This window comes from Streptomyces sp. NPDC051452, from assembly GCF_044454765.1.
Classification (GTDB): domain Bacteria; phylum Actinomycetota; class Actinomycetes; order Streptomycetales; family Streptomycetaceae; genus Streptomyces.
The window spans coordinates 643,681-669,033 of record NZ_JBITEB010000001.1 but is presented as its reverse complement, the minus strand read 5'-3'; the positions used below and the strand labels follow the sequence as shown (position 1 = coordinate 669,033).

General features: G+C 73.5%; 13 protein-coding genes and 1 pseudogene. 7 read left to right on the top strand and 7 right to left on the bottom strand.

Annotated features, from left to right (window positions below):
• Window positions 1-181 precede the first annotated feature (181 nt).
• A pseudogene (gene paaA, locus ACIBA9_RS02715) lies at window positions 182-1,165 on the bottom strand (1,2-phenylacetyl-CoA epoxidase subunit PaaA); the annotation flags it as partial.
• 341 nt (window positions 1,166-1,506) lie between these two features.
• Here paaA and ACIBA9_RS02710 point away from each other — a divergent pair.
• From ACIBA9_RS02710 to ACIBA9_RS02700, 3 genes are all read left to right on the top strand, one after another.
• Window positions 1,507-1,761 carry an acyl carrier protein gene (locus tag ACIBA9_RS02710; RefSeq protein WP_362152601.1) on the top strand — a complete coding sequence of 85 codons (255 nt, stop codon included), beginning with the start codon at window positions 1,507-1,509 and terminating at the stop codon, window positions 1,759-1,761.
• Window positions 1,761-3,239 carry a class I adenylate-forming enzyme family protein gene (locus ACIBA9_RS02705; protein ID WP_399359520.1) on the top strand — a complete coding sequence of 493 codons (1,479 nt, stop codon included), beginning with the start codon at window positions 1,761-1,763 and terminating at the stop codon, window positions 3,237-3,239. The genes ACIBA9_RS02710 and ACIBA9_RS02705 overlap by 1 nt, the downstream gene beginning before the upstream one ends.
• Before the next feature lie 64 nt (window positions 3,240-3,303).
• The gene (locus ACIBA9_RS02700) at window positions 3,304-3,969 is read left to right on the top strand and encodes a 4'-phosphopantetheinyl transferase superfamily protein (protein WP_399359519.1); all 666 of its coding nucleotides are present in this window, start codon (window positions 3,304-3,306) and stop codon (window positions 3,967-3,969) included.
• A gap of 65 nt (window positions 3,970-4,034) precedes the next feature.
• Here the strand turns inward: ACIBA9_RS02700 and ccrA are convergent, their stop codons facing one another.
• The 3 genes from ccrA to ACIBA9_RS02685 are packed head-to-tail and all read right to left on the bottom strand — an operon-like array spanning window position 4,035 to window position 17,960.
• The gene (gene ccrA, locus ACIBA9_RS02695; RefSeq protein ID WP_399360001.1) at window positions 4,035-5,264 is read right to left on the bottom strand and encodes a crotonyl-CoA carboxylase/reductase; all 1,230 of its coding nucleotides are present in this window, start codon (window positions 5,262-5,264) and stop codon (window positions 4,035-4,037) included.
• Window positions 5,265-5,266: 2 nt separating this feature from the next.
• Window positions 5,267-9,172 (bottom strand): type I polyketide synthase, encoded by a 3,906-nt coding sequence (locus ACIBA9_RS02690; RefSeq protein ID WP_399359518.1) that lies wholly within the window; start codon window positions 9,170-9,172, stop codon window positions 5,267-5,269.
• Window positions 9,165-17,960 carry an amino acid adenylation domain-containing protein gene (locus tag ACIBA9_RS02685; protein ID WP_399359517.1) on the bottom strand — a complete coding sequence of 2,932 codons (8,796 nt, stop codon included), beginning with the start codon at window positions 17,958-17,960 and terminating at the stop codon, window positions 9,165-9,167. Before ACIBA9_RS02685 ends, ACIBA9_RS02690 begins: the two co-directional genes overlap by 8 nt.
• Window positions 17,961-18,386: 426 nt before the next feature.
• Between ACIBA9_RS02685 and ACIBA9_RS02680 the strand changes: the two genes are divergently transcribed.
• Both ACIBA9_RS02680 and ACIBA9_RS02675 read left to right on the top strand, forming a co-directional pair.
• Window positions 18,387-19,790, top strand: a complete 1,404-nt coding sequence (locus ACIBA9_RS02680) for a condensation domain-containing protein (protein WP_399359515.1) — start codon at window positions 18,387-18,389, stop codon at window positions 19,788-19,790.
• Between the two features lie 57 nt (window positions 19,791-19,847).
• A complete protein-coding gene (locus ACIBA9_RS02675; protein ID WP_399359514.1) occupies window positions 19,848-20,366 on the top strand; it encodes an RNA polymerase sigma factor in 519 nt (172 codons plus the stop codon).
• 229 nt (window positions 20,367-20,595) lie between these two features.
• Here ACIBA9_RS02675 and ACIBA9_RS02670 read toward each other — a convergent pair whose 3' ends face one another.
• The gene (locus ACIBA9_RS02670; RefSeq protein WP_399359513.1) at window positions 20,596-21,243 is read right to left on the bottom strand and encodes a PAS domain-containing protein; all 648 of its coding nucleotides are present in this window, start codon (window positions 21,241-21,243) and stop codon (window positions 20,596-20,598) included.
• A 450-nt stretch (window positions 21,244-21,693) separates the two neighbouring features.
• Between ACIBA9_RS02670 and ACIBA9_RS02665 the strand changes: the two genes are divergently transcribed.
• Both ACIBA9_RS02665 and ACIBA9_RS02660 read left to right on the top strand, forming a co-directional pair.
• The gene (locus tag ACIBA9_RS02665; RefSeq protein ID WP_399359512.1) at window positions 21,694-22,941 is read left to right on the top strand and encodes a helix-turn-helix domain-containing protein; all 1,248 of its coding nucleotides are present in this window, start codon (window positions 21,694-21,696) and stop codon (window positions 22,939-22,941) included.
• A gap of 284 nt (window positions 22,942-23,225) precedes the next feature.
• Window positions 23,226-23,999: a polysaccharide deacetylase family protein gene (locus ACIBA9_RS02660; RefSeq protein ID WP_399359511.1), complete on the top strand. Its 774-nt coding sequence runs from the start codon at window positions 23,226-23,228 to the stop codon at window positions 23,997-23,999.
• A 25-nt stretch (window positions 24,000-24,024) separates the two neighbouring features.
• On the opposite strand, the gene ACIBA9_RS02655 is transcribed toward ACIBA9_RS02660, so the two are convergent.
• Both ACIBA9_RS02655 and ACIBA9_RS02650 read right to left on the bottom strand, forming a co-directional pair.
• Window positions 24,025-24,915 carry an SDR family oxidoreductase gene (locus ACIBA9_RS02655; protein ID WP_362152579.1) on the bottom strand — a complete coding sequence of 297 codons (891 nt, stop codon included), beginning with the start codon at window positions 24,913-24,915 and terminating at the stop codon, window positions 24,025-24,027.
• A gap of 119 nt (window positions 24,916-25,034) precedes the next feature.
• Window positions 25,035-25,202, bottom strand: coding sequence for a hypothetical protein (locus tag ACIBA9_RS02650; RefSeq protein ID WP_362152577.1), 168 nt, complete (start codon window positions 25,200-25,202; stop codon window positions 25,035-25,037).
• Between the last annotated feature and the right edge of the window lie 151 nt (window positions 25,203-25,353).

Sequence of the window (25,353 nt, the reverse complement as noted above, 5' to 3'; positions counted from 1 at the left end):
CTTCGTCCCCGGCGGGCGCGGGAACCCTTCCGTCCCCGGCGGGCGCGGGAACCGAAGTCCTTCCGTCTCCGTCCGGCACGGGAACCCGTCCGTCCCCGTCCGGTGCGGGAACCCCTCCCGGTCCGGTGGCCGACGTCGTATCGGTGTCCCCGGCGGCCAGATGGTCCCCGGACGGCTCCGTGCGGGCGGCGTACGCGGCCGCCGCCTCCCGTACCCAGGCGCCGTCCTCGTGCGCGGCGCTGCGGTGTGCGACGCGCTGCCTGGACCAGTGGGTGTCGTCACCGAGCGCCCGCCGGTAGACGTCCCAGTCGACAGGCGTGAAGTCGTAGTGGCCGCGCTCCTCGTTCCACCGGATCGCGGGGTCCGGCAGGGTCAGGCCGAGGCGTTCGGCCTGCGGGACGCAGCTGTCGACGAAGCGCTGACGCAGTTCGTCGTTGGTGTGCCGCTTGATGCCCCAGGCCATGGCACGCCGGGAGACCGAGGCACCGAGGGCCGCCGTACGCGCGTCGGCGCCGCCCGTCTGCGTGTCGGGCGGCCCGAACATCAGCGCCACGGCCGGCAGCCACCAGCGGTCCACCGCGTCCTGGGCCATCGCCTTCTGCTCCGGCGTCCCTTCGCACAGGGCGCGCATCAGGTCGTAGCCCTGCCGCACATGGAAGGCCTCCTCCTGGCAGACCCGGCGCATCGCCCGGGCGTAGGGACCGTAGGACGTACGGCACAGCGGCGCCTGGTTGATCACGGCGGCGCCGTCGGTCAGCCAGGCGATGGTGCCGGTGTCCGCCCAGGTCAGCGCGGGGTGGTTGAACGTCGCCGAGGCCCGCTGCTGCCCCCGGTGCAGGGCGTCGAGGAGTTCGGCGCGGTCCACCCCCAGCGTCTCCGCGGCGGAGTAGAGGTACAGCCCGTGTCCCGCCTCGTCCTGGACCTTGGCGATGAGCACCGACTTGCGGTGCAGGGAGGGGGCCCGGGTCAGCCAGGCGCCCTCCGGCTGCATACCGATGATCTCGGAGTGGGCGTGCTGCGCGATCTGACGCACCATCATGCGCCGGTAGCCGTCGGGCATCCAGTCTCGCGGTTCGACGGCCTCCCCCGCGGCGATGAGCGCCTCGAACCGGTCGAGCGACTCACCCTGGTCGGCGGCCTCGGTGCCCGCGGACCGCGCGCTCATGCTCCGCCTCCCCGGCCGGTCTCCGCCGCCACAGGGGCGTCCACGTCCCCGACCGGGACCACTCGCCTGGGCACTGACCATCACTCCTTCGGCACTCCTCGGGCTTCGGCGGCCCACGCCGCCCGGTGGGTCGGGCGCGGCCTCCGTCTCGGAAAGAGGCGGTGCGAACGGCCCGCAATCCCCCGGCGGTCGGTCCGGCCGCGTGACAAACGTCACCCGGTGGCGGGGGGATTGCGGCGCGGGAGGAGTTCCTCTTGTTCGGGTGACAGGCGACAGACGCGACCCGCTCGGCAGACGGCCGGCCTCCACTCCGGCCGCCTGCCGCGGTGGAAGGGGAAACCATGAGCACCATCAGGGAGTTGCTGGTCGAACTCACCGGTACGGAGGAGTTCGCCGACAGCGAGCGGGTCGGTGACGACGTCGACCTCGCCGCGAGTGGCATCGACTCCGGAGACCTGGTGCGTCTCGTCCTGCTCGTCGAGCAGCGCGCCGGTGTGGAGATCACCGCCGACGACATGGAGAAGCTGCACTCGATCGCCGACTACGAGCGTTTCGTGGCCGAGCGCTCCGCGGCCGGTGTCGACGGCGGTGCGTGATGTGGCTGACACAGCTGCTGGAACGCAACCGCCAGTGCCGGCCGGACCGCACGGCGCTGGTCGACGAGCAGCGGCGGGTCACCTGGGCGGAGTTCCACGACCGAACGCTCGAACTCGCCCGCGGCCTGGCCGAGCTGGGCATCGAGCGCGGTGACCGCGTCGCCGTCCTGTCCAAGGACCGCATCGAGGTGCTGGAGAGCTACTTCGCGCTCGCCCGGCTCGGTGCGCTGTTCGTCCCGCTGAACCACAGCCTGACGGTGCCCGAGGTGGCCGGCATCGTCGAGCGCGTCGGCGCGGTGGCCGTCTTCGGCGAGTCGGAACTGCTGGACCGGCATCCCGAGTTGCCGGCCTCCGTGCGGATCCGGATGGCGCTCGACAAGCCGGCGTTCGAGGCGCTCGGCACCCTGGCCGCCGACCGGGACCTGCCCACCGTGGCCGACACCGATCCCGTCGCGATCCTGCACACCTCGGCGACCACCGGGCAGGCCAAGGGCGTCACGGTGGACAGCGGTTCCTTCCGTGCCATCGCCCTGGGCTGGCTGGTCATGGCCCGGCCCACCGACGACATCCTCATGGTCAACTGCTGTCCGCTGTACCACGGCAGCATGGTGGTGTCCCTCACCTACATGGCCGCCGGTGCCACCATCGTGCTCATGCCCGGCTTCACCCCGCAGCGGGCGCTCGCCGCGGTGGAGAAGGAGCGCGCGACCCACATGTGGATGGTCCCGCAGATGCTGCGCTTCATGCTGCAGGCCAAGGGCGCCGACCGGACCGACCTGTCGACGCTCCGGGAGATCCTCTACGGCGCGGCCCCCATGCCCCTCGACGTGTACGCCGACGCCGTACGGCGACTGGGCTGCGGCTTCCGGCAGGTCTACGGCATGACGGAGGTCGGCGGCCCGTTCGTCACCCTCGGCCCCGACGAGCATCCCGCCCCCGGGGACGTCACCGCGCGCATCCCCTGCGGACGCGTCGTCCCGGGCATGTCCGCCCGCGCGGCCGACGACAGTGGCACGGAACTGCCGTGCGGCGAGATCGGCGAGATCGTCGTACGGGGGCCGGGCGTCATGCAGGGGTACTGGAACGATCCCGAGGCCACCCGCGAGATCGACCTCGACGGCTGGATCAGGACCGGGGACCTGGGGTTCGTCGACGAGGAGGGCCGCATCCACCTCGTGGACCGCACCAAGGACCTCATCATCCGGGCCGGTCAGAACGTGTACCCCTCGGAGATCGAACGGGCGCTGATGACCCACCCCGCCGTCCGGGACGCGGCGGTCGTCGGCACGCCGGACGAGGACTACGGCGAGGTGCCGCTGGCGTACGTCGTGGCCGAGCCGGACACCCGTGCCGCCGACCTCCTCGGGCATGTCGCGCAGCGGCTCGCACCCTACAAGCGGCCACGGCGGGTGGAGTTCATCGAGCAGGTGCCCCGCAACCCGGCCGGCAAGATCATCAAGAAGTCGCTGCGGGCCTGACGGCGTGCCCCGGACGCCGGAGGCCCCGGCTTCACCCGCCACGGCGGCCGAGCGAGGTCTTCTGGTGGCCTGCCGACTGCGGCTGCTGGGGCCGGAGTTGGCGGCGGCGGGGCTCGGTCCGGGGCTCGCCGTCAGCACCGAGCCGCACCTCGTGCCCGCCGGACCGGCCGAGGCGGCCGCGGCCGCCTCGATGCCGGAGCGCCGTCGGCTGGAGTTCCTCGCCGGCCGGCTCGCCGCGCGCCGTGCGCTGCGCTCGGTGGGGCTGGAGTGCGGGGAGATCCCGCGGGCCGGCCGGCTGCCGTGCTTCCCGCCCGGACGAGCGGCGTCGATCTCGCACAGCGCGGGTGTCGCCGTCGCCGTGGCTCGCGCGCCGGGCCGTGACACCCCGCTCGGCTGCGATCTGGAGCTGCGCCCGCTGCCGGCCGGAGCGGCCCGGCTGGTGCTGCGCGCGGACGAGGAGGAACTCCTGCGCACGGCCGGTTCAGAGGCCGGCCCATGGTCGGTGACGGCCCTGTTCTCCGCGAAGGAGGCCGCGTGGAAGGCACTGCGCGCCAGTCGGCGGCTGCCGGCGGGTTGTGTGCCGCGGAACCTGCGTGACCTGCGGGCGCGGCCGTACGGCGGCGGATTGCGGATCGAGAACCGGGCCGCCGCGGCGCTCGCCGTACACGTCCATGTGACCACGGCGGGTCCCGGCGTCCTCAGCACGGTCCTGGGCTGGTCCACCCCCTGACGGCTCCGTGACGCAAGGGGATCGGTACCCGGGGCCGGCGCATCGGCGTCGGCCCCGAAGCGGCGTCAGGCCGGCGCGTTGACCAGGACCGCCATGTTGCCCGCCGGGTGGCGGTTCTCATGGATGAGCTGGTGCGCCAGACCGATCTCCTCGAAGCCGAACGTCCGCGACAGACAAGGGTCGACCACACCCTGGTCGATCAGCCGGGTCACCTCACGTGCCTCACGGGCGCTCGCCACGTGGGAGCCCTGCAGACGCTTCTGCCGCATCCACAGGAAGCGCAGGTCGACGTCACCGTTGTAGCCGGTGGTGCCGCCGCAGATGACGACCATGCCCCCGTTGTCGCACAGGTACATGGAGGTGGGGATGGTGTCGGCGCCCGAGTGCTCCAGCACGACGCGCGGGCTGCGGCGCTCGCCGAGCACCTCCCAGAAGCGCCGTCCGAAGGCGCGGGCCCCGGCGAGCCAACGGCCCATCGCCTCCTCGTCCGTCGTGTCCGGCATGCGGCCCCAGTGGTCGAACTCCCGTCGGTCGATCCACCCCTTGGCGCCGAGCCGGACGCAGAACTCGCCGCGCTCCTCGTTGGAGACGACCGCGACCGGGATGCCGCCCACGTGCCGGACGAGCTGGATGGCGATGCTGCCGAGGCCACCGGCGCCGCCCCAGATGAGCACGGGGTCGCCCGGCCGGACCGTGTGCGGCTGCCACCCGAACAGCTGGCGGTAGGCGGTGGCCGCCGTCGCCATGTAGCAGGCGGCCTCGGCCCAGGACAGCCGGGCGGGCTTGGGGTGGCACATGTAGTCGTCGACGACCGCGAACTGGGCGAAGGAACCGTAGTTCTCCTCGTATCCCCACACCCGCTGGGTGGCGGAGACGGCCGGGTCGCCGCCGAGGCGGATGTCCTCGGCCGCTTCGTCCCAGCGGCTGGCGAGCACCACGACCTCGTCGCCGAGCCGTACGCCGCGCACGTCCTCGCCGACCGCCCAGACGACGCCGGAGAGGTCCGAGCCGCCGATGTGGAAGTCCTCGGTGGCGCCGCCCTTCTGCCGGGCGGCGATCACGTCGAGCGGCTGCCCCAGCGCCGCCCAGACGTTGTTGTAGTTGACCCCGGCCGCCATGACCTTGACCAGCACCTGGCCGCGCCGGACCGGGGGCACGTCGACGATCTCGGTGCGGAAGGCGTCCACGGGCTGTCCGTAGCGCTCTCGGCGGATGAGCGAGGCGTACATCTTCGCCGGGGCGGTGCCGAGTTCGGGCGCGTCACCGAGTTCGTAGAGGTCCTGGCTCGCGGTCACGGTCACGTGGGATCTCCTGGACGGTCGAGGCGCCGCGGGGGCGCGGGGGCGGGTGTGGTGCCGTCGTCGGCGTCGGCGGCCTGGCGCAGCGCCTTGGCGACCGCGGCGCCGATCAGCGCGATGGGCTCGGGTTCGGTCATCTCGTAGTGCCCGCACGGCACGCTGTGGGTGTGCAGGGTCCCGTCGACGTGGGGCCGCCAGGCGTCCGCCTTGCCGGGCAGGACGGCGAGGTCCCCGGGGAAGTCGGTGTCCTGTTCCCGGGCGGCGCTGAAGAAGATCGCGTCGCCGTGGAAGACGCCGGGCGCGAACTGGGGGGCGAGGCGGAGGTTGTTGCGCATCACCGCCGCGATGGCCGCCGCCTGGGCACGGGTCACCGGCGAACTCGTGGGATCCGCGTCGACGCCTGCCTCGATGCGGTCGAGTACGGCCGCCACGTCCGCCGGTGCCGCCGCTCCCCCCGGTCGGTCCGCGCCCGGTTCCGTCGGCAGGCCGGCCACCCGGGACAGCAGTGCCGCGACCTGGCGTTCGGCCGCCTCCTCGTCGTAACCGGTGCCGTGTGGCTGTGGGGCGTCGAGCATCGCGAGCAGTTCCACCCGCTCGCCCCGCTCCTGCAGGGCGCAGGCCATCGCATGGGCGACGAAACCGCCGTAGGACCAGCCCAGGAGCCGGTAGGGGCCGTGCGGTTGCACCTCGCGGACGAGGTCGACATAGGAGGCGACCATGGCGGCGGCGTCCGGCGCGGGGGGCCGGGAGCCGTCGAGGCCGGCGGCCTGGATGCCGTAGACGGGCTGGTCGCCGCCGAGGTGGGGCAGCAGACCGGTGTAGCGCCAGGACACACCGGCGCCGGGGTGGACGCAGAACAGGGGCGTGGCGCCGCCCTCGGCGCGCAGCGGCAGCAGCGGTCCGAGCGCGTTCGCGGGGGCGTTCGCCGACTGTCCGCCGGTGTCGTCGGTGGCGGCGAGGACGCCGGCGACGGTGGGTGCGGCGAGCAGCGTGGCGGCGGGGACATCGAGCACCCGGGCCTGCCGCAACCGGCCCGCCAGCAGGACGGCGCGCATCGAGTCGCCGCCCAGGTCGAAGAAGTTGTCGTGCACGCCGATGCCGCCGATGCCGAGGGTCTCCTCCCACAGCCGGGTGACGGCCTGTTCGCGTTCGGTGCGCGGGGGCACGTGCTCGGTGGTGAGCCGGGGCCGCGGGCCGAGGCCCGTACCGGCGGCCTTGGTGTCGGCGGTGTCCGGGGCGTCCCGGTCGGTGCGGGCGCCGGGGGCGTCGATCCAGTGGCGGTGCCGTTCGAACGCGTAGGGGGGCAGGGGCGCTCGCCGGGGGGTGCCCGGCACCGGGGGAAGCGCCCTGTCCACGCCCGCGCTCCACAGCCGGCCCAGGGCCTCGGCGAGGACGAACTCGTCGGAGGCGTCGGCCTTGGCGTGCCGCATGGTGGTCACCGTCACCGGTGTGTCCGGCGCCAGTTGGGCCGTGGCCAGCTTGGTGAGGGTGTCCGCCGGACCGATCTCCACCAGGACCGGGCGCCCGCGCCGCCACAGCGCCGTGATGCCGTCGGCGAAGCGCACCGTCTCGCGGGTGTGGTCGATCCAGTGCCGCACGGAGGTCGCCTGTTCGTCGGTGATCCAGGTGCCGGTGACGTTGGTGACGAACGGGATCCTGGGCGGGCGCAGGGTGACGCCGCGCAGATGCTTCTCGTATGTCTCCAGCACCGGGTCCAGGACGTGCGAGTGGGCGGCGGCCGGTATGCGCAGCCGGCGGAACGGCATTTCCCGGCGGGCCAGTTCGCCCTCCAGGCGGGTCACGGCGGCGTCGTGTCCGGCGACGGTGCAGGCGGCGGGGCCGTTCACGGCGGCCAGGGACAGTTCGTCGTCGAGGAGCGGCAGCAGCTCCTCGACCGGTGCCGCCACCCCGACGGTCGCCCCGCCCGCGGAGCTGATCAGCCGGATCCGTTCGGTGACCAGGGGCAGCATGTCCTCGAGGTCGATGACCCCGGCCAGACAGGCGGCCGTGTACTCGCCGAGCGAGTGGCCGATGAGCGCGTCGGGGCGTACGCCGAGGTCCATCAGGGTGCGGGCGAGGGCGTATTCGGTGACGACCAGGGCGAGGAACGCGCTGGTGCTGTCGGACCGTCCCCGCTCGAACAGGGCGGTGCGCGGGTCGGCGCCGAGGACGGGGCGCAGGATGCGCGCGCACTCGTCGACGGTGTCGCGGTAGACGCCGTGCCCGCGGTACAGCTCCGCGCCCATGCCCGGGTACTGGGTGCCGCCGCCCGGCAGCAGGAACGCCACCTGGGCGGGCTCGTCCGAGGCGGGCGGCCCGGCGGCGGGTACGGCCTCGCGCAGCGCGGTCAGGGCCTCGTCCCGGGAGGCGGCGGTCACCGTCAGGCGGTGGCGCAGTGCGGGCCGGTCGGTGCGCAGGGAGTGCGCGACGTCGTCCAGGCGCAGCGCGGGCCGCCGCTCCAGATGGCGGGCGAGCCTGGTGGCCTGGCCGCGCAGGGCGCCGGGAGTGCGCGCGGACAGCGGCAGCACCAGGCGGCGGCCGTCCTCGGGCGGCCGGGGCGGTTCGGGTGCGACCGGCGGTGCCTCCTCCAGGACGACGTGCGCATTGGTGCCGCCGATACCGAAGGCGCTGACCGCGGCCCGCCGGGGATGGTCGGCTGCGGCCCAGTCCTCCAGTGCGGTGGGCACCCGGAAGGGCCCGGTGGCGAAGTCGATGAGCGGGTTGGGCCGGGTGAAGTGCAGGCTGGGTGGGATCTGCCGGTGTTCCAGGGCGAGGACCGCCTTGATGAGCCCGGCGATGCCGGCGGCCGCCCCGAGATGGCCGATGTTGGTCTTCACCGAGCCGAGGGCGCAGTAGCCGCTGCGCCGGGTGGACTGCCGGAAGGCCTCGGTGAGTGCGGACACCTCGATGGGGTCGCCGAGCCGGGTGGCGGTGCCGTGCGCCTCGACCAGGCCGATGGTGTCGGCGTCGACCATCGCCTGTGCCTGCGCGGCGAGGACGACCTCGGTCTGCCCCGCGGCGCTGGGCGCGCTGAAGCCGACCTTGCGGCGCCCGTCGTTGTTGACGGCGCTGCCCCGGATGACGGCGCGGACGCGGTCGCCGTCGGCCAGGGCGTCCTCCAGTCGTTTGAGGACGACGGCGCCGACGCCGTCGCCGGAGGAGGTGCCGGCGGCGTCCGCGGCGAACGCGCGGCAGTGGCCGTCGGGTGAGAAGGGGCCGTCGGGCACGTACCGGTAGCCGAGGAGCGCGGAGGGGTTGAGGGAGACGGCGGCGGCGAGCGCGGTGTCGCACCGGTAGTCGAGCAGGTCCTGGCAGGCGTTGTGCACCGCGACGAGCGCGGTGGAGCAGGCCGTCTGCAGGGACACGCTCGGGCCGGTCAGTCCCAGTTCGTAGGAGACGCGGGTGGCGAGCGTACCGAGGGAGTTGGCGGTGGCCGCGTGCACCAGTTCCACGGAACCCGACTGGCCGGCGTAGCGCGGGTACACGTGGGCGGGGTAGTAGCGGCTGTCGCCACTGCCCGCGTACACGCCGAAGGTGCCGGTGTCGGCGGCGCCGCCGAGGCAGCCGGCGTCCTCCAGGGCGTGGTAGGCCGTCTCCAGCAGCAGGCGCTGCTGCGGGTCGACGACGGCGGCCTCGGCGGGGCTGTAGCCGAAGAACCCGGAGTCGAAGCGGTCCATCCCCTCCACGACCGAGGCCATGCGGATGAGCGTCGGGTCGTCGAGGTCGCGCGGGTCGCCGCCGGCGGCCAGGAACTCCTCGTCGGTGATGGGGCGTACCGCCTCGCGTCCGGCGGCCAGGTTGTCCCAGAAGGCGTCCAGGTCGTCCGCGCCGGGGAACCGGCCGGCCATGCCGATCACGGCGACGGCCGGTGCCTGCTCGTCCTGGGGTTCGGTGGTCTCATGCATGGCCTCGGTCCTTCCCGTGCCGTCCGGTGCGGCGGGCTCGGGCCGCGCGCTGCCGCTGTGCTTGTTCCTTGGCGCGGTCCAGCCCGCTGGGCGGGGTCTCGGTGCGCTCGGCCGCCGCCTCCGGGTCCGCCGGCCGGGGATCCGGCCCCGGCCGCGGGTCCGCTCCCGGTCGCGGGCCGGTCAGGGCGGCCAGATGGCGGGCCAGGTCGCGCACGGTGGGGTGCGCGAACAGGTCGACGACCGTCAGATCGCAGCCGAAGGCCTGGTTGACGGCGCTCTGGGCGGTGACCAGGAGCAGCGAATTGCCGCCCAGGTCGAAGAAGTTGTCCTCCCGGCCCACCCGGTCGCGGCCCAGGACGCCGCACCACAGTTCGGCGAGCCGGCTCTCCAGGTCCGCGAGCCGCTCTCCGGCGTCGGAGGCCGTATCCGACCGCTGGGTGCCGCCCGCGGCGCGCAGCACCCAGTGCTCGCCGTCCGCGGCGGCGGCCGCGGCCCGGTAGAGGGCGCCGAGGTCGGCGCCGTCCTCCAGGGCGACGCGTGCGGCCAACCGCCGTACCTGCCGCACTGGTTCGAGCACATGGCTGCGGACCCAGGGGGCGGTGCGGTCGGCGCCGATCAGCAGATGGGGCTCGTCCAGGGTGCGGGCGAGGTCGAAGGAGCGCAGCGCCGCGGCGGTGTCCAGCACCCGGTAGCCGCGGGCCTCGGTGAGCGGGGCGAGCCGGTAGCCGCTGCTCATGCCGCGGTCGTGCCACATGCTCCACGCCATGCTCTGCGCGGGCAGCCCGAGGGCGCGGCGGTGCACGGCGAGCGCGTCGAGATAGGCGTTGGCCGCGGCGTAGGCGGTGTTCATGGCGCCGCCGAAGTAGCCGTTCACCGAGGAGAAGGTGACGAAGGAGGCGACCGGGTGGTCCGCGGTGATCCGGTGCAGGGTCCAGGCGCCGCGCGCCTTCGCGTCCAGGGCCTCCTGCCAGGCGGCGGCGTCCAGTTCGCCGACGGGCCGTTCGACGAGGGCGCCGGCGAGGTGCAGTACCGACGCCAGGGGTGTGCCCCAGGCCTTCGTGGCCTCGTCGATCGCCGCTCTGACCTGTCGTTCGTCGGTGACGTCGGCGCACGCGTACCGGACGTCGCCGAGGGCCCGCAGCCGCCGGTAGGCCTCGGCGCGGGCGGCCGTGGCCGTTGTGTCGGCCGGGTGCCGTGCGGTGTCCGGGTCGGGCAGCGGGGTGCGCCCGAGGACGAGGACGCGGGTGCCGGGTGTCCGCAGGAGGTGGGCGGCGACTTCGGTGCCGACGCCGCCCAGTCCGCCGGTGACCAGGTGGAAGCCCTCGACGGCGGGCGGTTCCGTACGGGTCGCCGGGTCGGGTGGCGGGGCGAGCCGGCGGACGTGCCGGCGTCCGGCGCGGTAGGCGACCTCGGTGTCGGCGGGTGTGCTCGCCGCTTCGGCGGACAGCAGCGCCACGAGGTCGTCGGCGTCCGTGTCCGGTCCGAGGTCGAGGTGGACGCAGCGCAGCCCGCCGGACTCCTCCGGCAGCGACTTCAGTACGGCCCCGGCCATGGCCTGCGCCGGGGACGGCCGCTCCCCGGGTGTGACCGCCTGGGCGCCGGAGGTGACGTACAGCAGGTCCACCGGTGCCGGTCGGCCGGGCCGGGAGGCGAGGGCCCGGGCGAGCACCAGCAGGGACTTGGCGCCCGCCTGATCGGGTGCCGTCTCGTCGGCATGACCGGGCGCCGTCTCGCCGGCGGTCTCCTGGTGGTGCAGGGCGCCGAGGTGGACGAGGGCGTCGACGGGTCGCCGGTCGGCGTCCAGGGCGTGCAGCAGGGCCGTGTGGTCGGCTTCCTCGGTGGGCCGGATCCGGTAGCGGGCGGCGTCCAGGCGGGTGTACGCGGTGCCGTCGGTGACCACGGTGCACAGGCCGCCGGCGGCGCGCAGCGAGCGGGCCAGGCGCTCGGCCAGATCCTCGGTGCGGGGGTCGTCGCCCGCGAGGACGAGGGTGTGCCGGCCGGGTGCCGCGGCGTCCGGGTGGTGCCGGTCGGCCCGCTGCCACACGGGCCGCAGGAACCAGTCGGGCAGGGTCGCCGCGGTGCCCAGGAGCAGTTGGGCCTCGCGGACCTCGTCGTCGAAGGCGCCCGCCTCGAAGCTCTTGCGCAGTTTGGTCCGCTGGATCTTGCCGATCTCGGTCTTCGGGATGGCGTCGGTGCCGACCGGGACGAGGAAGGCGGGGCTGACACCGATCTCCCGGGTGACCTTGCCGGCGATCTCCCGCATCGCGGCGGCGGGGTCGGCTCCGGGGGCGAGGTGGAAGAAGAGGGCGAGTTCGTCGGTGGCGGAGGACGGGTCGGTGCGGACCGCGCAGGCGGCGGTGAAACTGCGGACGACGCAGGGCAGTTCCTCGACGCACGCCTCGATCTCGTGGCTGTAGTGGTTGACGCCGTTGACGATGATGACGTCCTTGGCGCGACCCGTGATGTACAGCTCGCCGTCGCGCAGGAACGCCAGGTCGCCGGTGTCGAACCAGCCGTCGCCGGTGAACGCCTCGGCGTTGGCGGCCGCGTTGTCGTGGTAGCCGCCGGTCACGGAGGTGCCGCGGACCTGGAGCCGGCCGACGTCGCCCTCGGCGAGCACCTCGGACTGTTCGCCGACGATCCGCATGGCGAAGCCGGGGTAGGGCAGGCCGCAGCTGACGAACGTCTCGTCGCTGCCCGGCGCCTGCGCGGGCAGGACGGTGTCGGTGACCACGGAGCAGGTCTCGGACATGCCCCAGCCGGGGTGCATGACGTCCTGCGGCAGCCCGAACGGCCGCAGCGCGTGCAGGAATCCGCGGGCGGCGGAGGCCACGACGACCTCGCCGGCGTTCATCACCAGCCGCATCGGCGTCAGGTCCCAGCGGCGGTCCTGGAAGCGGTGGGACTGTTCGGCCAGCAGTCCGAAGGCGAAGTTGGGGGCCCAGGTCACGGTGACCCGGTGCCGGTCGGCGAGGTCCATCCAGCGCAGCGGGTCCTGCAGGATCCAGGAGGTGGGCGCGTGGATCTGGCGGCAGCCCAGGTACACGTCCCGCAGGTGGAACATCACCACGCCGGTGACGTGGTCGAGCGGGATCCAGTTCAGCGACACGTCCCGCTCGCCGAGTCCGTTCATGGCCTCGGCGGCGGCGGACCTGGTCAGTACGTTGCGGTGGGTCAGCCGTACCGCCTTGGGCAGGCCGGTGCTGCCGGAGGTCATCAGCATCAGGATGAGGTCGTCCGGTGCGGCGGCGTACCAGTCGCGGTCCTCGGGCGCGTCCCTGAGCGCGTCGGCCGTGGTCAGGCGCAGGCCGGGCCAGTTCTGCCGGTCGGCCAGGGCGCGCAGGCCGTCTTCCAGTGCCGGGGAGCACACGATCCAGGGCCGGCCCAGCATCCGCCAGATGCCCTCCAGTTTGGTGAGCGCGGCCGAGGCGGTGGTGTAGGAGGCGGGAACGGTCAGCGGGACGGCGACGAACCCGCCGAGGATGCAGCCCCACAGTACGGCGAGGAAGTCCTCGCCGGCGTCGCACTGCACGATCACCTGGTCGCCGGGACGCAGCCCGGCCCGCCGCAGTCCGGCGAGGACCCGGGAGGCCTCGGGGACGAGGGAGGCGTAGTCGCGCCGTGTCTCGGTGCCGTCGGCGTGGACGTGCACGATGTCGCCCTGGCCCCGCTCGGCTGCGCGCAGCAGGGCCTGGGCCCAGCCGGCCACGGACGGTTCGGGCAGCTCCGGCCCTTCGCTGAGGGCCGGTCGCGTGCCGGCCGCCGTGCGGGGGGCGCCGGCCGCCGCCGGCTGCGGGGTGCGGTGCGTGGGGCCGGCGTACCGGCGGCCCAGTTCCTCCGGCGCGTTCTCGACGACGGCCTCCGCCGTGCGCACGCCGAGGACGCGGGTGAGTTGCCGCTGCCAGGACGCGGCGGCGGTGCGGTCGACGACGGGCAGGGCGTCCAGGGCGGCGGTGTCCAGGGCGCCTTCGGTGGTGCGGGGCAGCACGCTGACGGCGGTGACGCGGACGGCGCCGGCACCCATCCGCTCCAGGGTCCGTTCGACGCCTTCGGCGGCGTCCGCGCGGCCCGGCACCACGAACAGCCGGGGTGCGCCGCCGTCGGACCCGGGCAGGGCGACCGCGTCGCGGATGCCGGGCACGGACAGCGCCGTGTCCGCCAGGCCGGCGGTATCCGCCTCGCGGGATGCGGCGAGGGTACGCGGCCCCGGTGCCGGGAGGGCGCCGACCCGGACGCCGGGGTCGGCGCACACGGTCTCCAGGCAGCGGTGCAGTGCGTGGGCGAACTCCTCGGCGGTGGTGGTGTCGTAGAGGTCGGTGGCGTACTCGACGTGCAGTTCGAGACCGTCGGGGGTGCCGTCGGGGGTGTGCCGTTCGAGGACGTCGACGAAGAGGTCGAACTTGGCGGTGCCGGTGGCGGTGGGCCGCAGCGGTACCACCCGGTCGTCCAGGCGCAGCACGGCCGGGTCGTTGTTCTGCAGGGCCAGCATGACCTGGAACAGCGGGTGGCGGCCGGGCAGTCGGGGCGGGTTGAGCTCGTCCACCAGACGGTCGAAGGGCAGCTCCTGGTGGTCCAGGGCGGCCAGGTCGGCGGGCCGCAGCCGGGCCAGCAGGTCCCGGAAGGCCGGGTCGCCGGAGGTGTCGGCGCGCAGCACGAGGGTGTTGGTGATCAGGCCGATCAGGTCGTCGAGGCCGGGTTCCGAGCGGCCGGCGACCGGGGCGCCGACCACGATGTCCTCGCCGGCGCCGCAGCGGGTGAGCAGGGCGCTCAGCGCGGCGTGCAGCACGATGAAGAGGCTGGCGCCCTCCCGTTCGGCGAGGCCGACGAGTGCCCGGTGGTGGCTCGCGTCGAGGTGCCGGGTGACATGGGCGCCGCCGCGCGGGGTCGCCGGGCGGGGCCGGTCGGCGGGCAGGGTGCATTCCTCGGGCAGGCCGGCGAGGGCGGTCCGCCAGTGCGCGGTCAGCCGCTCCGCGCGTCCCGTGCCTTCCGATCCGGTTGTGAGCAGGGCGCGTTGCCAGAGCGTGTAGTCCGCGACCTGCCCCGGCGGGGAGTCCCAGGCCGGGGCGGTGCCGGCGAGGCGGGCGGCGTACGCCGTGCTCAGATCGTCGGCGAGGGGACGCAGCGACCAGCCGTCGGCGGCGCTGTGGTGCAGTACGAGGAGCAGGGTCCGCTGCTCTCCGGTCCCGAACAGCCAGGCCCGCAGGGGGCTTTCGGCGGTGAGGTCGAAGCGGTGCCGGGAGGCGGCGGCGACATGGGCGGCGATCTCGTCGGCCGGGCAGTCCACCCGACGCAGCTCGGGGCGCAGTTCCGCCGCCGGCAGGATCCGCTGGTACGGCACGCCGTCGTGCTCGGCGAACACGGTCCGCAGGCTCTCGTGCCGCTCGGCGAGGTCACCGAGCGCCGCGGTCAGCGCCTCGGCGTCGACGGCGGAGCCGAGCGGCACGCTCAGCGGGATGTTGTAGGTCGCCGTGGAGTCGTCGAGCCGGTTGAGGAACCACATGCGTTCCTGGGCGAACGACAGCGGAACGCGCTCCGGGCGGTCCGCCGCGCCGAACACGGGACGCCCGGGCGTGGTGTCGGACCGGTCGCCGAGCCGCCGCGCGAGGGCGGCGGGCGTGGGCCCCTCGAACAGGGCGGTGATGGGCACCTCGGCTCCGGTACGGTGTCGCAGCCGGGCCAGCAGCCGGGTGGCGAGCAGCGAGTCGCCGCCCAGGTCGAAGAAGTTGGCATCCGCTCCGACCGTGTCCTCGGACATCCGCAGCACCTCCTCGAACAGGGCGCACACGAGAGCCTGTTCGGCGGTGGCGGGCCGGGCGCCGGCCGCCGCTGCGGTGAAGTCGGGTGCGGGCAGCGCGTCGACGTCGAGTTTGCCGTTGGCGGTCAGCGGGAGCGCGTCGAGGGGCACGCAGGCGGCGGGGACCATGTGCTCGGGCAGCCGGGCGGCGGCGTGGGCGCGCAGCTCGGCGGGGTCCGGCCGCGGCCCGTCGGCGGCCACGGTGTAGGCGACGAGTTGCCGCACGCCGTTGTCGGCTCGGCGTACGACGACGGCGGCCCGGGAGACCCCGGGGTGCTGGGCGAGGACGGCCTCGATCTCGCCGGGCTCGACGCGGAAGCCGCGCAGCTGCACCTGCTGGTCGGCCCGGCCCAGGTAGTCGAGGGTGCCGTCGGTGCGACGCCGGGCCAGGTCGCCTGAGCGGTACATCCGGCTGCCCGGCGGCCCGAAGGGATCGTCGAGGAAGCGCTCGGCGGTCAGCTCGGGCCGGTGCAGGTAGCCGGCGGCCAGGCCCGCGCCGGCGACGTACAGCTCGCCGACGGCACCGGGCGGGACCGGCCGGCCCGCGGGATCCAGCAGGTACACCCGCAGGTCGGCCAGGGGGGTGCCGATGACGCTGCCGCGGCGGGGGTCGGTCAGATCGGCCGGGGTGATGCGGTGGTGGGTGACGTGCACGGTCGTCTCGGTGATGCCGTACATGTTCACCAGGGCCGGGCGGTCCAGGCCGTACCGGTCGGCCCAGGGGCGCAGCCGCTCGGGGCGCAGGGCCTCGCCGCCGAAGACGACGTACCGCAGAGCGCCCGGGTCGGCCGGAGCCACGTCTGCGGGCCGGGTCGCGTCGGCGTCCATGAGCTGCTCGAAGGCGGACGGGGTCTGGTTGAGGACGGTGACGCCCTCGTCGCGCAGCAGCTCCAGGAAGTCCCGGGGGGACCGGCTGACGGCGTACGGGACGACGACGAGCCGGCCGCCGTGCAGGAGGGCACCCCACATCTCCCACACCGAGAAGTCGAAGGCATAGGAGTGGAACAGGGTCCAGACGTCGTCGGCGCCGAAGTCGAAGTGTTCGGCCGCCGCGGTGAAGAGACGGACGACGTTCGCGTGCGCGACGGGCACGCCCTTGGGGCGCCCGGTGGAGCCGGACGTGTGGATGATGTACGCGATGTCCGCCGGACCGGTCGGGCCCGTGCGGTCGGCGTCGGTGAGATCGGTGTCCGGCCGTGCGGCGAGGTCCGCGGTGACGGCGGGGTCGTCCAGCAGGATCGCCGGGACGCCGTCGAGGTGTTCTGCGAGGCCGGCCTCGGTGACCAGCAGGACGGGTGCCGCGTCCGCCATGACCAGTCGCAGGCGTTCCGCCGGGTGGCCGGGGTCCATCGGCAGATAGGCGGCGCCGGTCTTGAGGACGGCCAGCAGCGCGGGCAGCAGTCGCAGGCCGCGGTGCAGTGCCAGCGCCACGACCCGGCCCGGTCCCGCGCCCCGTTCGGCGAGGAGGCGGGCCAAACGGTTGGCCTCGGCGTTGAGTTCGGCGTAGGTGAGCCGTTCCCCCTCGTGGGTCACCGCGATCCGGTCCGGCGCGGCGTGGGCCTGGCGCTCGAACAGGCCGGTGAGCGTCGCGGTGCCGGTGTGGCCGTGGCTGTCGGTGCCGCTGTGGTCTCGTACGGCCTGGTCGCGCGGGTGCTCGCCCGGCAGCAGCAGGTCCAGGTCCCCGAGCCTCGTCGTCGGCGCCGTGTGCGTCAGCTGCCGCAGCAGGGCGAGGAAACGGTCGCGGTGCAGGGCGAGTTCGGCGTCGTCGTACAGGGCCGGGTTGGCGTCGAAGGCCAGCCAGAGTTCGTCCGGGCGGCTCCCGGGCCGCACGCTGATCTGGAAGTCGTCCACGGCGCCGCCGGAGAGGTGGTGCCAGGTCGCCGGGTGGCCGGCGAAGTCCAGGGACTCGGTGAACGGGACGATGTTCAGCACCGGTCCGTACAGCCGGCGCCCGGTGCCGAGCAGCCCCAGGTCGCGGCGGATGAACTCGCCCCGGTAGCGCTGGTGCCGGCGCAGCGCGGCCAGTTCTGCGGCCACCGCGCGCGCGAGGTCGGCCACGGGTGTCTCCGGGGCGGCGGTCACGCGCAGCGGCAGGACGTCGGAGGCGGTGCCGGGGGTGCGCAGGGCGGCGCTGCCCAGCCGGCTCATCGTGGCCATGCCCAGCACGAGGTCGTCGGCGCCGGTCATACGGTGCAGATAGGCGGCGACGGCGGTGGTCAGCAGGTCGGTGCGGGTGACGTCGAGGCGGCCCGCGGCTGCGGACAGGGCCTCCGTCTCGGCGCCGTCCAGTTCGGCGGTGTGGCGCAGGAACGGGGCGTGGGGCGCGGCCGTGCGGCGGGTGAGCCGTGCGGGCTCCGGCAGTCCGGCCAGCCGGCGCGTCCAGTGCTCGTGGTCGCGGGCGCGGTGCTCGGAGGCGAGGTAGGCCTCCTCCTCGGTGCGCAGCCGGTCCACGGGCGGGAAGCCGGAGGGGCCGGGTTCGCGTCCTTCGGCCAGCGCGTTGTAGGTGTCGGCGAGACGGCGGCCCAGCAGCTTGTAGCTGTAGCCGTCGAGCAGGAGGTGATGGGCCCTCAGCAGCCACAGGTACCGGTCGGCGGCGAGGGTGAGCAGGGTGTGGGAGAACAGCGGACCCTTGTCCGTGTCCACGGGGCTCGCCAGTTCCGCGCGGACGTGCTCCCAGGCGGCGCCCTCGGGGTCGTCGGCGTCGCTGACGTCGACCCGGTGCAGCGGCCAGTCGTCGGCGTCGGGGGCCCGGTCGCAGCGGGGGCCGTCGTCCGTGTCGAGGAAACGCAGCGCGAAGGTGCCGGCCTCGCCGACGGTGCGGCGCAGCGCCGTCTCGAACAGCGCGGTGTCGAGGGCGCCGTGGAACTCCACCGCCTCCGCGGTGTTGTACGCGGCGCTGTCGGGAGCCAGTCGCTGCGCGTACCAGAGGCCCTCCTGGGCTCCGGACAGCGGTCGACGTTCGTCCTCGGGGAGTGACTCCTCGTGGAGTGACATAGCACAACCCTCACGTGGCAAGCCTAATGACCCGGCCGGGAAGAGCCCGGTCGGCCGGACAGGGAGTGCGACCTCGGCCCACGGGGCGGGGAAAGGACGGCCGCACGCCGAGGGCGTGGCCTTGCGCGGCCCCACCGCCGGTCTACGAGGTCCTCACGCTGCGGCAGCGGTACGGACCCGGTCAAGCCCGGCCCGGGGCGCGAACCGGAATTCAGGTGTTTCCCTGAAGAACGCGGGAGCGGGGATAGCGGCAAGGCCGCCAAGCTTTAGGGAAATTACGCGACTTTCGCCGGGCGTCGGCCCGCGAGTGGAATCCCACGGGCCCAACCAGGCACTCTCGAGTCGACGTTGGGCCGACCTCCGCTGATGACATGGCGTCAGCTGTACGGGATTTCGGCAATGGGCGGACGAAAGAGGGCCGAGGACATGCTCCGTGCGTTGTGTCCGGTGGAGACGCTGTACGTGGGACAGAGAAGCAGGGCCGTGCTCTCGACCGCGTTGCGCGGTCGGGTCGACGCCGGGGCGCTGTCGGCGGCTTTCGACGCGGTCACGCGGGCGCACCCGTCGCTGCGGACCCGCATCGTGCCGGACGGCGACGGTTTCGCGCTGCGCCTGCTGGACGAGGCCGAGCGGCCGCGGCTGGCCACCCGGACCGGCACCGAAGAGGACGCCTGGGCCACGGAGTTGAACACCCCGCTGCCGGTCGGCGGGCCGCTGAGCCGCGCGGTCCTGGTGAGCGCGCCGGAGGGCGAGGAGCATCTGTTCGTCCTCTCGGTGGACCACACCATCACCGACGGGCACAGCAGCATCGCGCTGAACAACGAGATCTGGGACCGCTACCGGGCCCTGGTCGAGGGTGAGGCGGGCCCCGGCGCCGGGGCCGCCGATGCTCGGGGTGATTCCGGCTACTCCCGTCATGCCACGGCTTCCTCGGCTTCCGGTGCTCCGGACGCTTCCGGTGCTCTGAAGGCTTCCGGTGCTCTGGAGGCCGCCGTCGAGGAGCCCGGGTGGCCGGTGCCCGTCAGCCGGCTGCTGCCGGACGCCGACGAGACGGCGACGGCCGCCTACCTCGCGCGGCGCGTCGAGGAGACCCGGGCGCACCCGGTGGAGCTACTCCCCTACGACGTACCGCCGGGGTCCGGTGACGGTCGTATCGAGGTGTGCCGGCTGACTTTCGACGAGGAGCGCACCACCCGGCTGCGGCACAGCGCGCGTCAGGCGGGCGTGTCCGTGCACGCCTTGATCTGCGCGGTGCTGCTCATCACCGCGCGCCGCCGTCTCGCGGGCGACGAGCCGCGCACCCTGGGCTGCCTCTCCCCCGTCGACCTGCGCTCCCGGCTGTCGCCGCCGTTGTCCGCGGCGGTCATGGTGCCCGCGGTCACCACGCATCGGCAGGCCGTGGAGGTCGGCGGGCAGGCGGATCCCGTCGCGCTGGCCCGCACCGTCCACGCCCGGCTGAGCGACTTCGTCGCCGGTGACGGCCCCCACCACGAAATGCGGATCACGCCCGAGATCCCCCGCAATCCGGCGTTGCAGCTGGCGACGGTGATCGCGACGAACATGGGCGTGGTGGCCGGTCCCCGGCTGCCGGACGGGCTCCAGGCCACCGATGTCCGGCTGGCGCCCGCCCGTGAGCAGTACTTCCCCCAGGCGGGCCGCAGTCCCGTCATGGCGTGCGTCGTCTCCTTCGAGGGACGGCTCGCCATCGAGTTCCCGTATTTCACGGCCTGTTTCAGCCCGTCGTTCGTCGGGGCCCTGCGCGACGAGGTCCAGGACGGGCTCGCCGCCTTCGCCGACGCCGCCGAGCCCGCCGCCGCCCCGGCGAGCTGAGGGCCGGCCGCCCGGCTCACCGCACCAGACCGGCCACCGTAAGGAGCCTCCCCCGAGATGAGCACCGTCAGCGACATCCCCACGCCCCTGGCGCTGCTGCCCCGAGCCCAGGCGGGCGACGAGCAGGCCATGAACCAGCTGCTGACCGGGATCACCCCGTACGTCGCCCGGTTGTGCCGGTCCATCACCCGTGACGACGGTGCCGACGCCACGCAGGAGGCCCTGCTCGCCGTGTACCGGGGCCTGCGCACCCTGCGTGAGCCGGACGCGTTCTACGGCTGGGTGCGGTCGGTGACGGTCCGTGAGGCGATCCGCACCGCCAAACGCGCCGGCGAGGAGGGGCCGTATCCGAGGGTCGAGTCGGGGCAGCAGGCGAATCCGCTGGACGCCGTGCACATCAGCGACGTACTGGACCGGCTCTCCACATCGCACCGCCAGGTCCTCACCCTGCGCGCCTACGGGCTCAACGAGGAGGAGATGGCCGAGGTCCTCTCCCTGCCGGTGGGCACGGTGCGGTCCCGGCTGCACCGCGCGCGGCGGCGTTTCCGGGAGGCCTGGCAGCCCGCGGCCGCCTGATCGGCCCCGCGGCCCGGGGCACCACCCGGCACCACCTCCCGCTCACGTCCGGCCACCCCGGGCCTACGGGTCCGCGAGGATGGCGGGAATGGCGGGAATGGCGGGAAGCAGGATGGCCGGGATGGTCGGGATGGCGGGAATGGTGGCCGAGCCGGGATCCGCGGACTCCGCCCACCGTGACGGCCGTCGACGCGGTCTGCCGCCGACGGCCGTCACGGAGCGGGGGCCCTCACTCGATGAACTCCGGCAGTACCTTCGGCGGCCACTGCCCCAGGGCGAACAGGCCCGACGCGTGGGCGCGCGCGACGAGGGCCGGACGGTTGGGCGCGTCGAAGCGGCGCAGCAACAGACCGACGCGGTATTCGACCCCCTGGCGGCTCAGGTAGAGGCGGCCCGCCAACTGCACGGTGGACGCTCCGCTCGCCACCCCTTCGAGGACGCGCGCGTCGAGTGCGCTCAGTGTCTGTTCGCGGTCGCGCGCGGGCTCCGCGTCCTCCATGGGACGCAGCAGGATGACCAGCCCGGCCGGGCCCGCGGGGCCGGTGACCGCTATGGCCGTCAGGTCGGCGCGGAAGGTGCGGCCGGCGTCGTCGCGGCCTGTCACCCGTTCCGTGAACCAGCCCGAGCGCCCCTTGGAAAGGTCGGTGAACCGTTGCCGCAGACGTGCCGGCGAACGCCCGTGGAGCAGCTCGCAGAGCTCCCGTCCGCATATGTCGCCGGGGGTGCAACCGAATTGGCTGGCGAAATCCGCCTCCGCGGCGGTGATGGTCAGGTCCTCCGGGGAGGCGTGGGCCGTGTAGGTGCGGCGCCGGCGGCTGCCGGCGGCGGTGGCGTCGGCGGTGGACGAGGCGGTGATGCTTGTGGCCACCAAGGACATACCGTCTTTCCCTTTGCGCGAGGGGTTTGTGATATGACAGTCGACTTTTGGACAACGTTGTCAGGCACGAGTGGATCCGTGGTCTCCGCCGGACATGAAGACAGGAGAGGACACGGAGGCCTTCGGTGAGCGAGGGTGAAATCGCATCAGGTCGGCACCTTGGAGACTAAGGTCGGACAACCCGCCTGGCAAGAGTTTGCCTACCGGGACAAGTGCATTGCCAATAGTTTTGGCCAACGCTCTTTTTCGGCCACCTGTGGATCGAGTCCGAGCGGGTTCCGAGAGAAACACCCCTGGATGTCACGGCAAATGACAGGGGGAATCCTCTGTACACAACGGTGTTGCCCCCAATGCCAAGGCTCCCTAAAGTATGGGCAACTTCCGGACTGTGCCCCGTGAACACGTGGCACGGAGAAGACTCAAAAGGACCTCAGGGGATCAGAGGGCGAAATGCTTGAGCAGCCGCACTTCGGCCGGCAGCTGAGGAAGCTCAGGCTGGAGCGAGGCCTGAGCCAGGCGGCACTCGTCGGCGAGGGCATGTCCACGGGATACCTCTCCCGCCTGGAGTCGGGGGAACGCCGCCCCAACGGGCGGGTCGTCACCTACCTCGCGCAGCAACTCGGCGTGGACGTGGCCACGCTGACGGAACCGCGGGCCGGCGGCTGTCTGAGCCATGCGCTCGCCGCCGTGGCGTCGGCGCCGCCGGGCACGGACTGTGTGCAGGCCCTGCTGCGGGCGGTGCGGGAGGACGAACGGGACGACCCGGCCGGGCGCTGGCAGGCGCTGTGGCTGCTCGGCCGGATCAGCAACCGCGACGGCGACTACGAGCAGGAGCGCGCTCACCTGCTGGAGCTGATCGAGCTGAGTGACCTGATCGCGGCGCCGGACCTCCGAGTGCGGTCGAACGCGCAGTACGCGCGCTGTCTGTGCGCCCTGGGCGACATGCGGGCGGCCCGGCCGGTGGCCGTCACGGCGCTGGCCGTCGCGCGCGGCGCGCAACTGCCGGCGGCGGACACCATGGCCGCGCTGCTGGTGCTGATCTGCGTCGAGACCGAGCTGGGCCGGCTGGACTCCGCCGACCGGCATGTCCGGGAGATGGAGCGGGACTTGTTACCCGGCGCGGCTCCCGCCCAGGCGGCCGAAGCGCTGTGGACGGCGTCGGTGGTCAGCGACCGGCAGGGGGACCAAGTCACCGCCGGAGCCCGGCTGGAGGCGGCTCTCGGTCTGCTCCAGGGCCGGGACGGCCTGGCCCTGTGGACCAGGCTGCGTACGGCGGCGACCGCCGTCGCGCTCCAGATGACACCGCCCCGCGTCGAGGCGGCCGACCGGTGGCTCGGCGAGGCCGGGACCGTCCTGGAACTCATCGGCACACCCGTGCAGTTGCAGGAGCTGTACGCGCTGCGCGCTCATCTCGCCTTCCAGCAGGGCAGGTTGGACGAGGCCCGGTCGCTGTGCCATGACCTGCTGTCGGGCGGGGAACTGCGGCTGCCCTACGGGGACCGGGTCCGGCTGGCAGCACTGGAGGGACGGCTGCTGATCCTGGCGGGCCGCGTTGACCAGGGCGTCGCCGCGCTGCGCCGACTCGGTCAGCAGGCGACGGAGGCACGAAACCTCGATCTTGCCACCCATGTCTGGCAGTGCCTGGCCACGACACTGGCCGACGTGCACGCCCGGGAGGTCGGCGGCGCCGTGCGCTAGCGGCGTTCTCCGGTGCTCAGCGCATCTCCTCACGGCGGCCCGATGTCGCGGTGTCCCGCTGCGCGGATCGCCACACCGCGGACGCCGGTGGGGCCGGTCGGCCGGATCACACGGACGACCTCCGCAACCCCCCGATTACGAGGGGCTTGTTGCCTACGGCGGTGCGGGTCTGTCGCGGAAGCGCCCCGGAATTGTCCGTGATCGGTAACAGCCGGATCCCGTGCCGGTCCCCCACCGTCCTGTCAGGTGCACTAGATGATGGACACGACAAGGGCGGGGCGGACATGGCGCGGCATGGCGGGCGGGGATGGTACGGCCGGGTGATCGCTGCGGCGGTCGGGGTCACCGCGGTGGCTGCCGCCACCTCGGTGTGGACCGCGCAGGCCAATCAGCCCGGTGGCGGGAAGGCCGTACCGGGCGTCTCGGCCCGGTCTTCGGCGCCCGGGCGGGCGCCGGTGTCCGCCACCATCGCCCACTCCTCCGACGGTGGCCCGCACGCGGTGAACATCACCATCGACGACGGCCCGGACCCGGTGTGGACCCCGAGAGTGCTCCAACTGCTGCGGGACAACGGCGTGAAGGCCACGTTCTGCATGATCGGCCCGCAGGCGCAGGCGCATCCGGATCTGGTCCGGCAGGTGGTGGCGGGCGGACATCGGCTGTGCGATCACACCGTCTCGCACGACACCGCCATGGACAAGAAGTCCGAGGCGTACCAGTCGCAGCAGGTCCTGGACGCCGAGCGGCAGATCACCAAGGCGTCCGGCGGTGTGCGTCCGATGTACTACCGGGCCCCGGGCGGCGCCTTCACGCCGTACAGCCGGCATCTGGCGGCCTCGCACGGGATGCGCCCGCTGGGCTGGAACGTCGACTCCAAGGACTTCGAGCTGCCGGGCACCGACACCATCGTCACCACCGTCAAGCAGGAACTGGGCAACGGGCCCACGATCCTCTTCCACGACGCGGGCGGCGACCGCTCCCAGACCGTGGCCGCGCTGAGCACCCTGCTGCCCTGGCTGAAGCAGCAGGGATACTCCTTCGGCTTCCCGGTCCGCTGACCCGGTACGGCGGGACGGCGGGCGCTCAGGGCAGCGGGATGCCGCCGGTCGCGTTCAGGATCTCCCCGGTGATGTAACTCGCCTGCGGCGAGGCCAGGTAGACGTAGCCCGGGGCCAGTTCCGCGGGCTGGGCCGGCCGGCCGAGCGGCGACTGCTTGCCGAACTCCTTCGTGTCCGGCAGGGTCGCGGGGATCAGCGGGGTCCACACCGGCCCGGGTGCCACCGCGTTGACCCGGATGCCGCGCTCGGCGACCATCTGCGCGAGGCCGTGTGTGAAGGTGACGATGGCCCCCTTCGACATCGCGTAGTCCAGCAGGTGCGGGCTGGGCTTGTACGCCTGCACCGACGCGGAGTTGATGACACTGCCACCGGGCGGCATGTGCGGAAGGGCGAACTTGGTCAGCCAGAACATGCCGTAGAGGTTCGTGCGGAGCACCCGGTCGAACTGCTCTGTGCTGATCGCCTCGATGCCGTCCGGCTGGGACATCTGGTACGCCGCGTTGTTGACGAGGACGTCGATGCGGCCGAACTCGGACACAGCCCGATCGACGAGCGAACGGCACTGACCCTCGTCGCGGATGTCGCAGGCCACGGCGACCGCCTTGCGGCCGGCTTCCTCCACCAGACGGGACGTCTCGCGGGCGTCGTCCACCTCCTCGGGGAGATGTGTGAAGAGCACGTCGGCACCCTCGCGGGCGAAGGCCAGCGCCACCGCCCGTCCGATGCCGGAGTCCCCTCCCGTGATCACGGTCTTACGGCCCTCCAGCCGGTCGGCGCCGCGGTAGGACTCCTCGCCGTGGTCGGGCGGCGGGTCCATTGGGCCAGTCCAGCCGGGGTGCTCCTGGTCCTGGGCGGGGAAGTCGGGGCGCGGGTGCTGGGTGACCGGGTTCGGCCGGTCACCATGCCGGTCCGTCACGGTGGCCTCCTGTGTATCGGCGGACGGGACATGCGACCGGGTTCCCGGATCACGGCCGTCGAAAGCCGCCGATCTCGGCACGAGCCCTTCGCACCGGTGCCCGTCGGACGGGCCGCGCCCTACTGGCCCGGCGCGCGCATCCGCTCCCTGCGAGCGTTGTTGTAGATGCGCAGGAGGTGCTTCGCCACGGCGCAGGGCGCGGCGTCGGCGTGGCACTGGCGGCACGTCCGCGTGTGCTGCTCGTAGGTGAGGCGCGCGTTCTCGAAGGCGTCGTTGACTGAAGACATGGCCATCTCCGGGCAGGGCGCGCCCGGGGACGACGCCGAGTTGACTGACTGGTACAACGAAACCAAGGTGATCATGTTACTGGCGGTACTGGGAAACTCGTACTGTCCTCGGCCAGCCGTTTCGTCGTCCCGGGTGATCCGACCCAGCCGG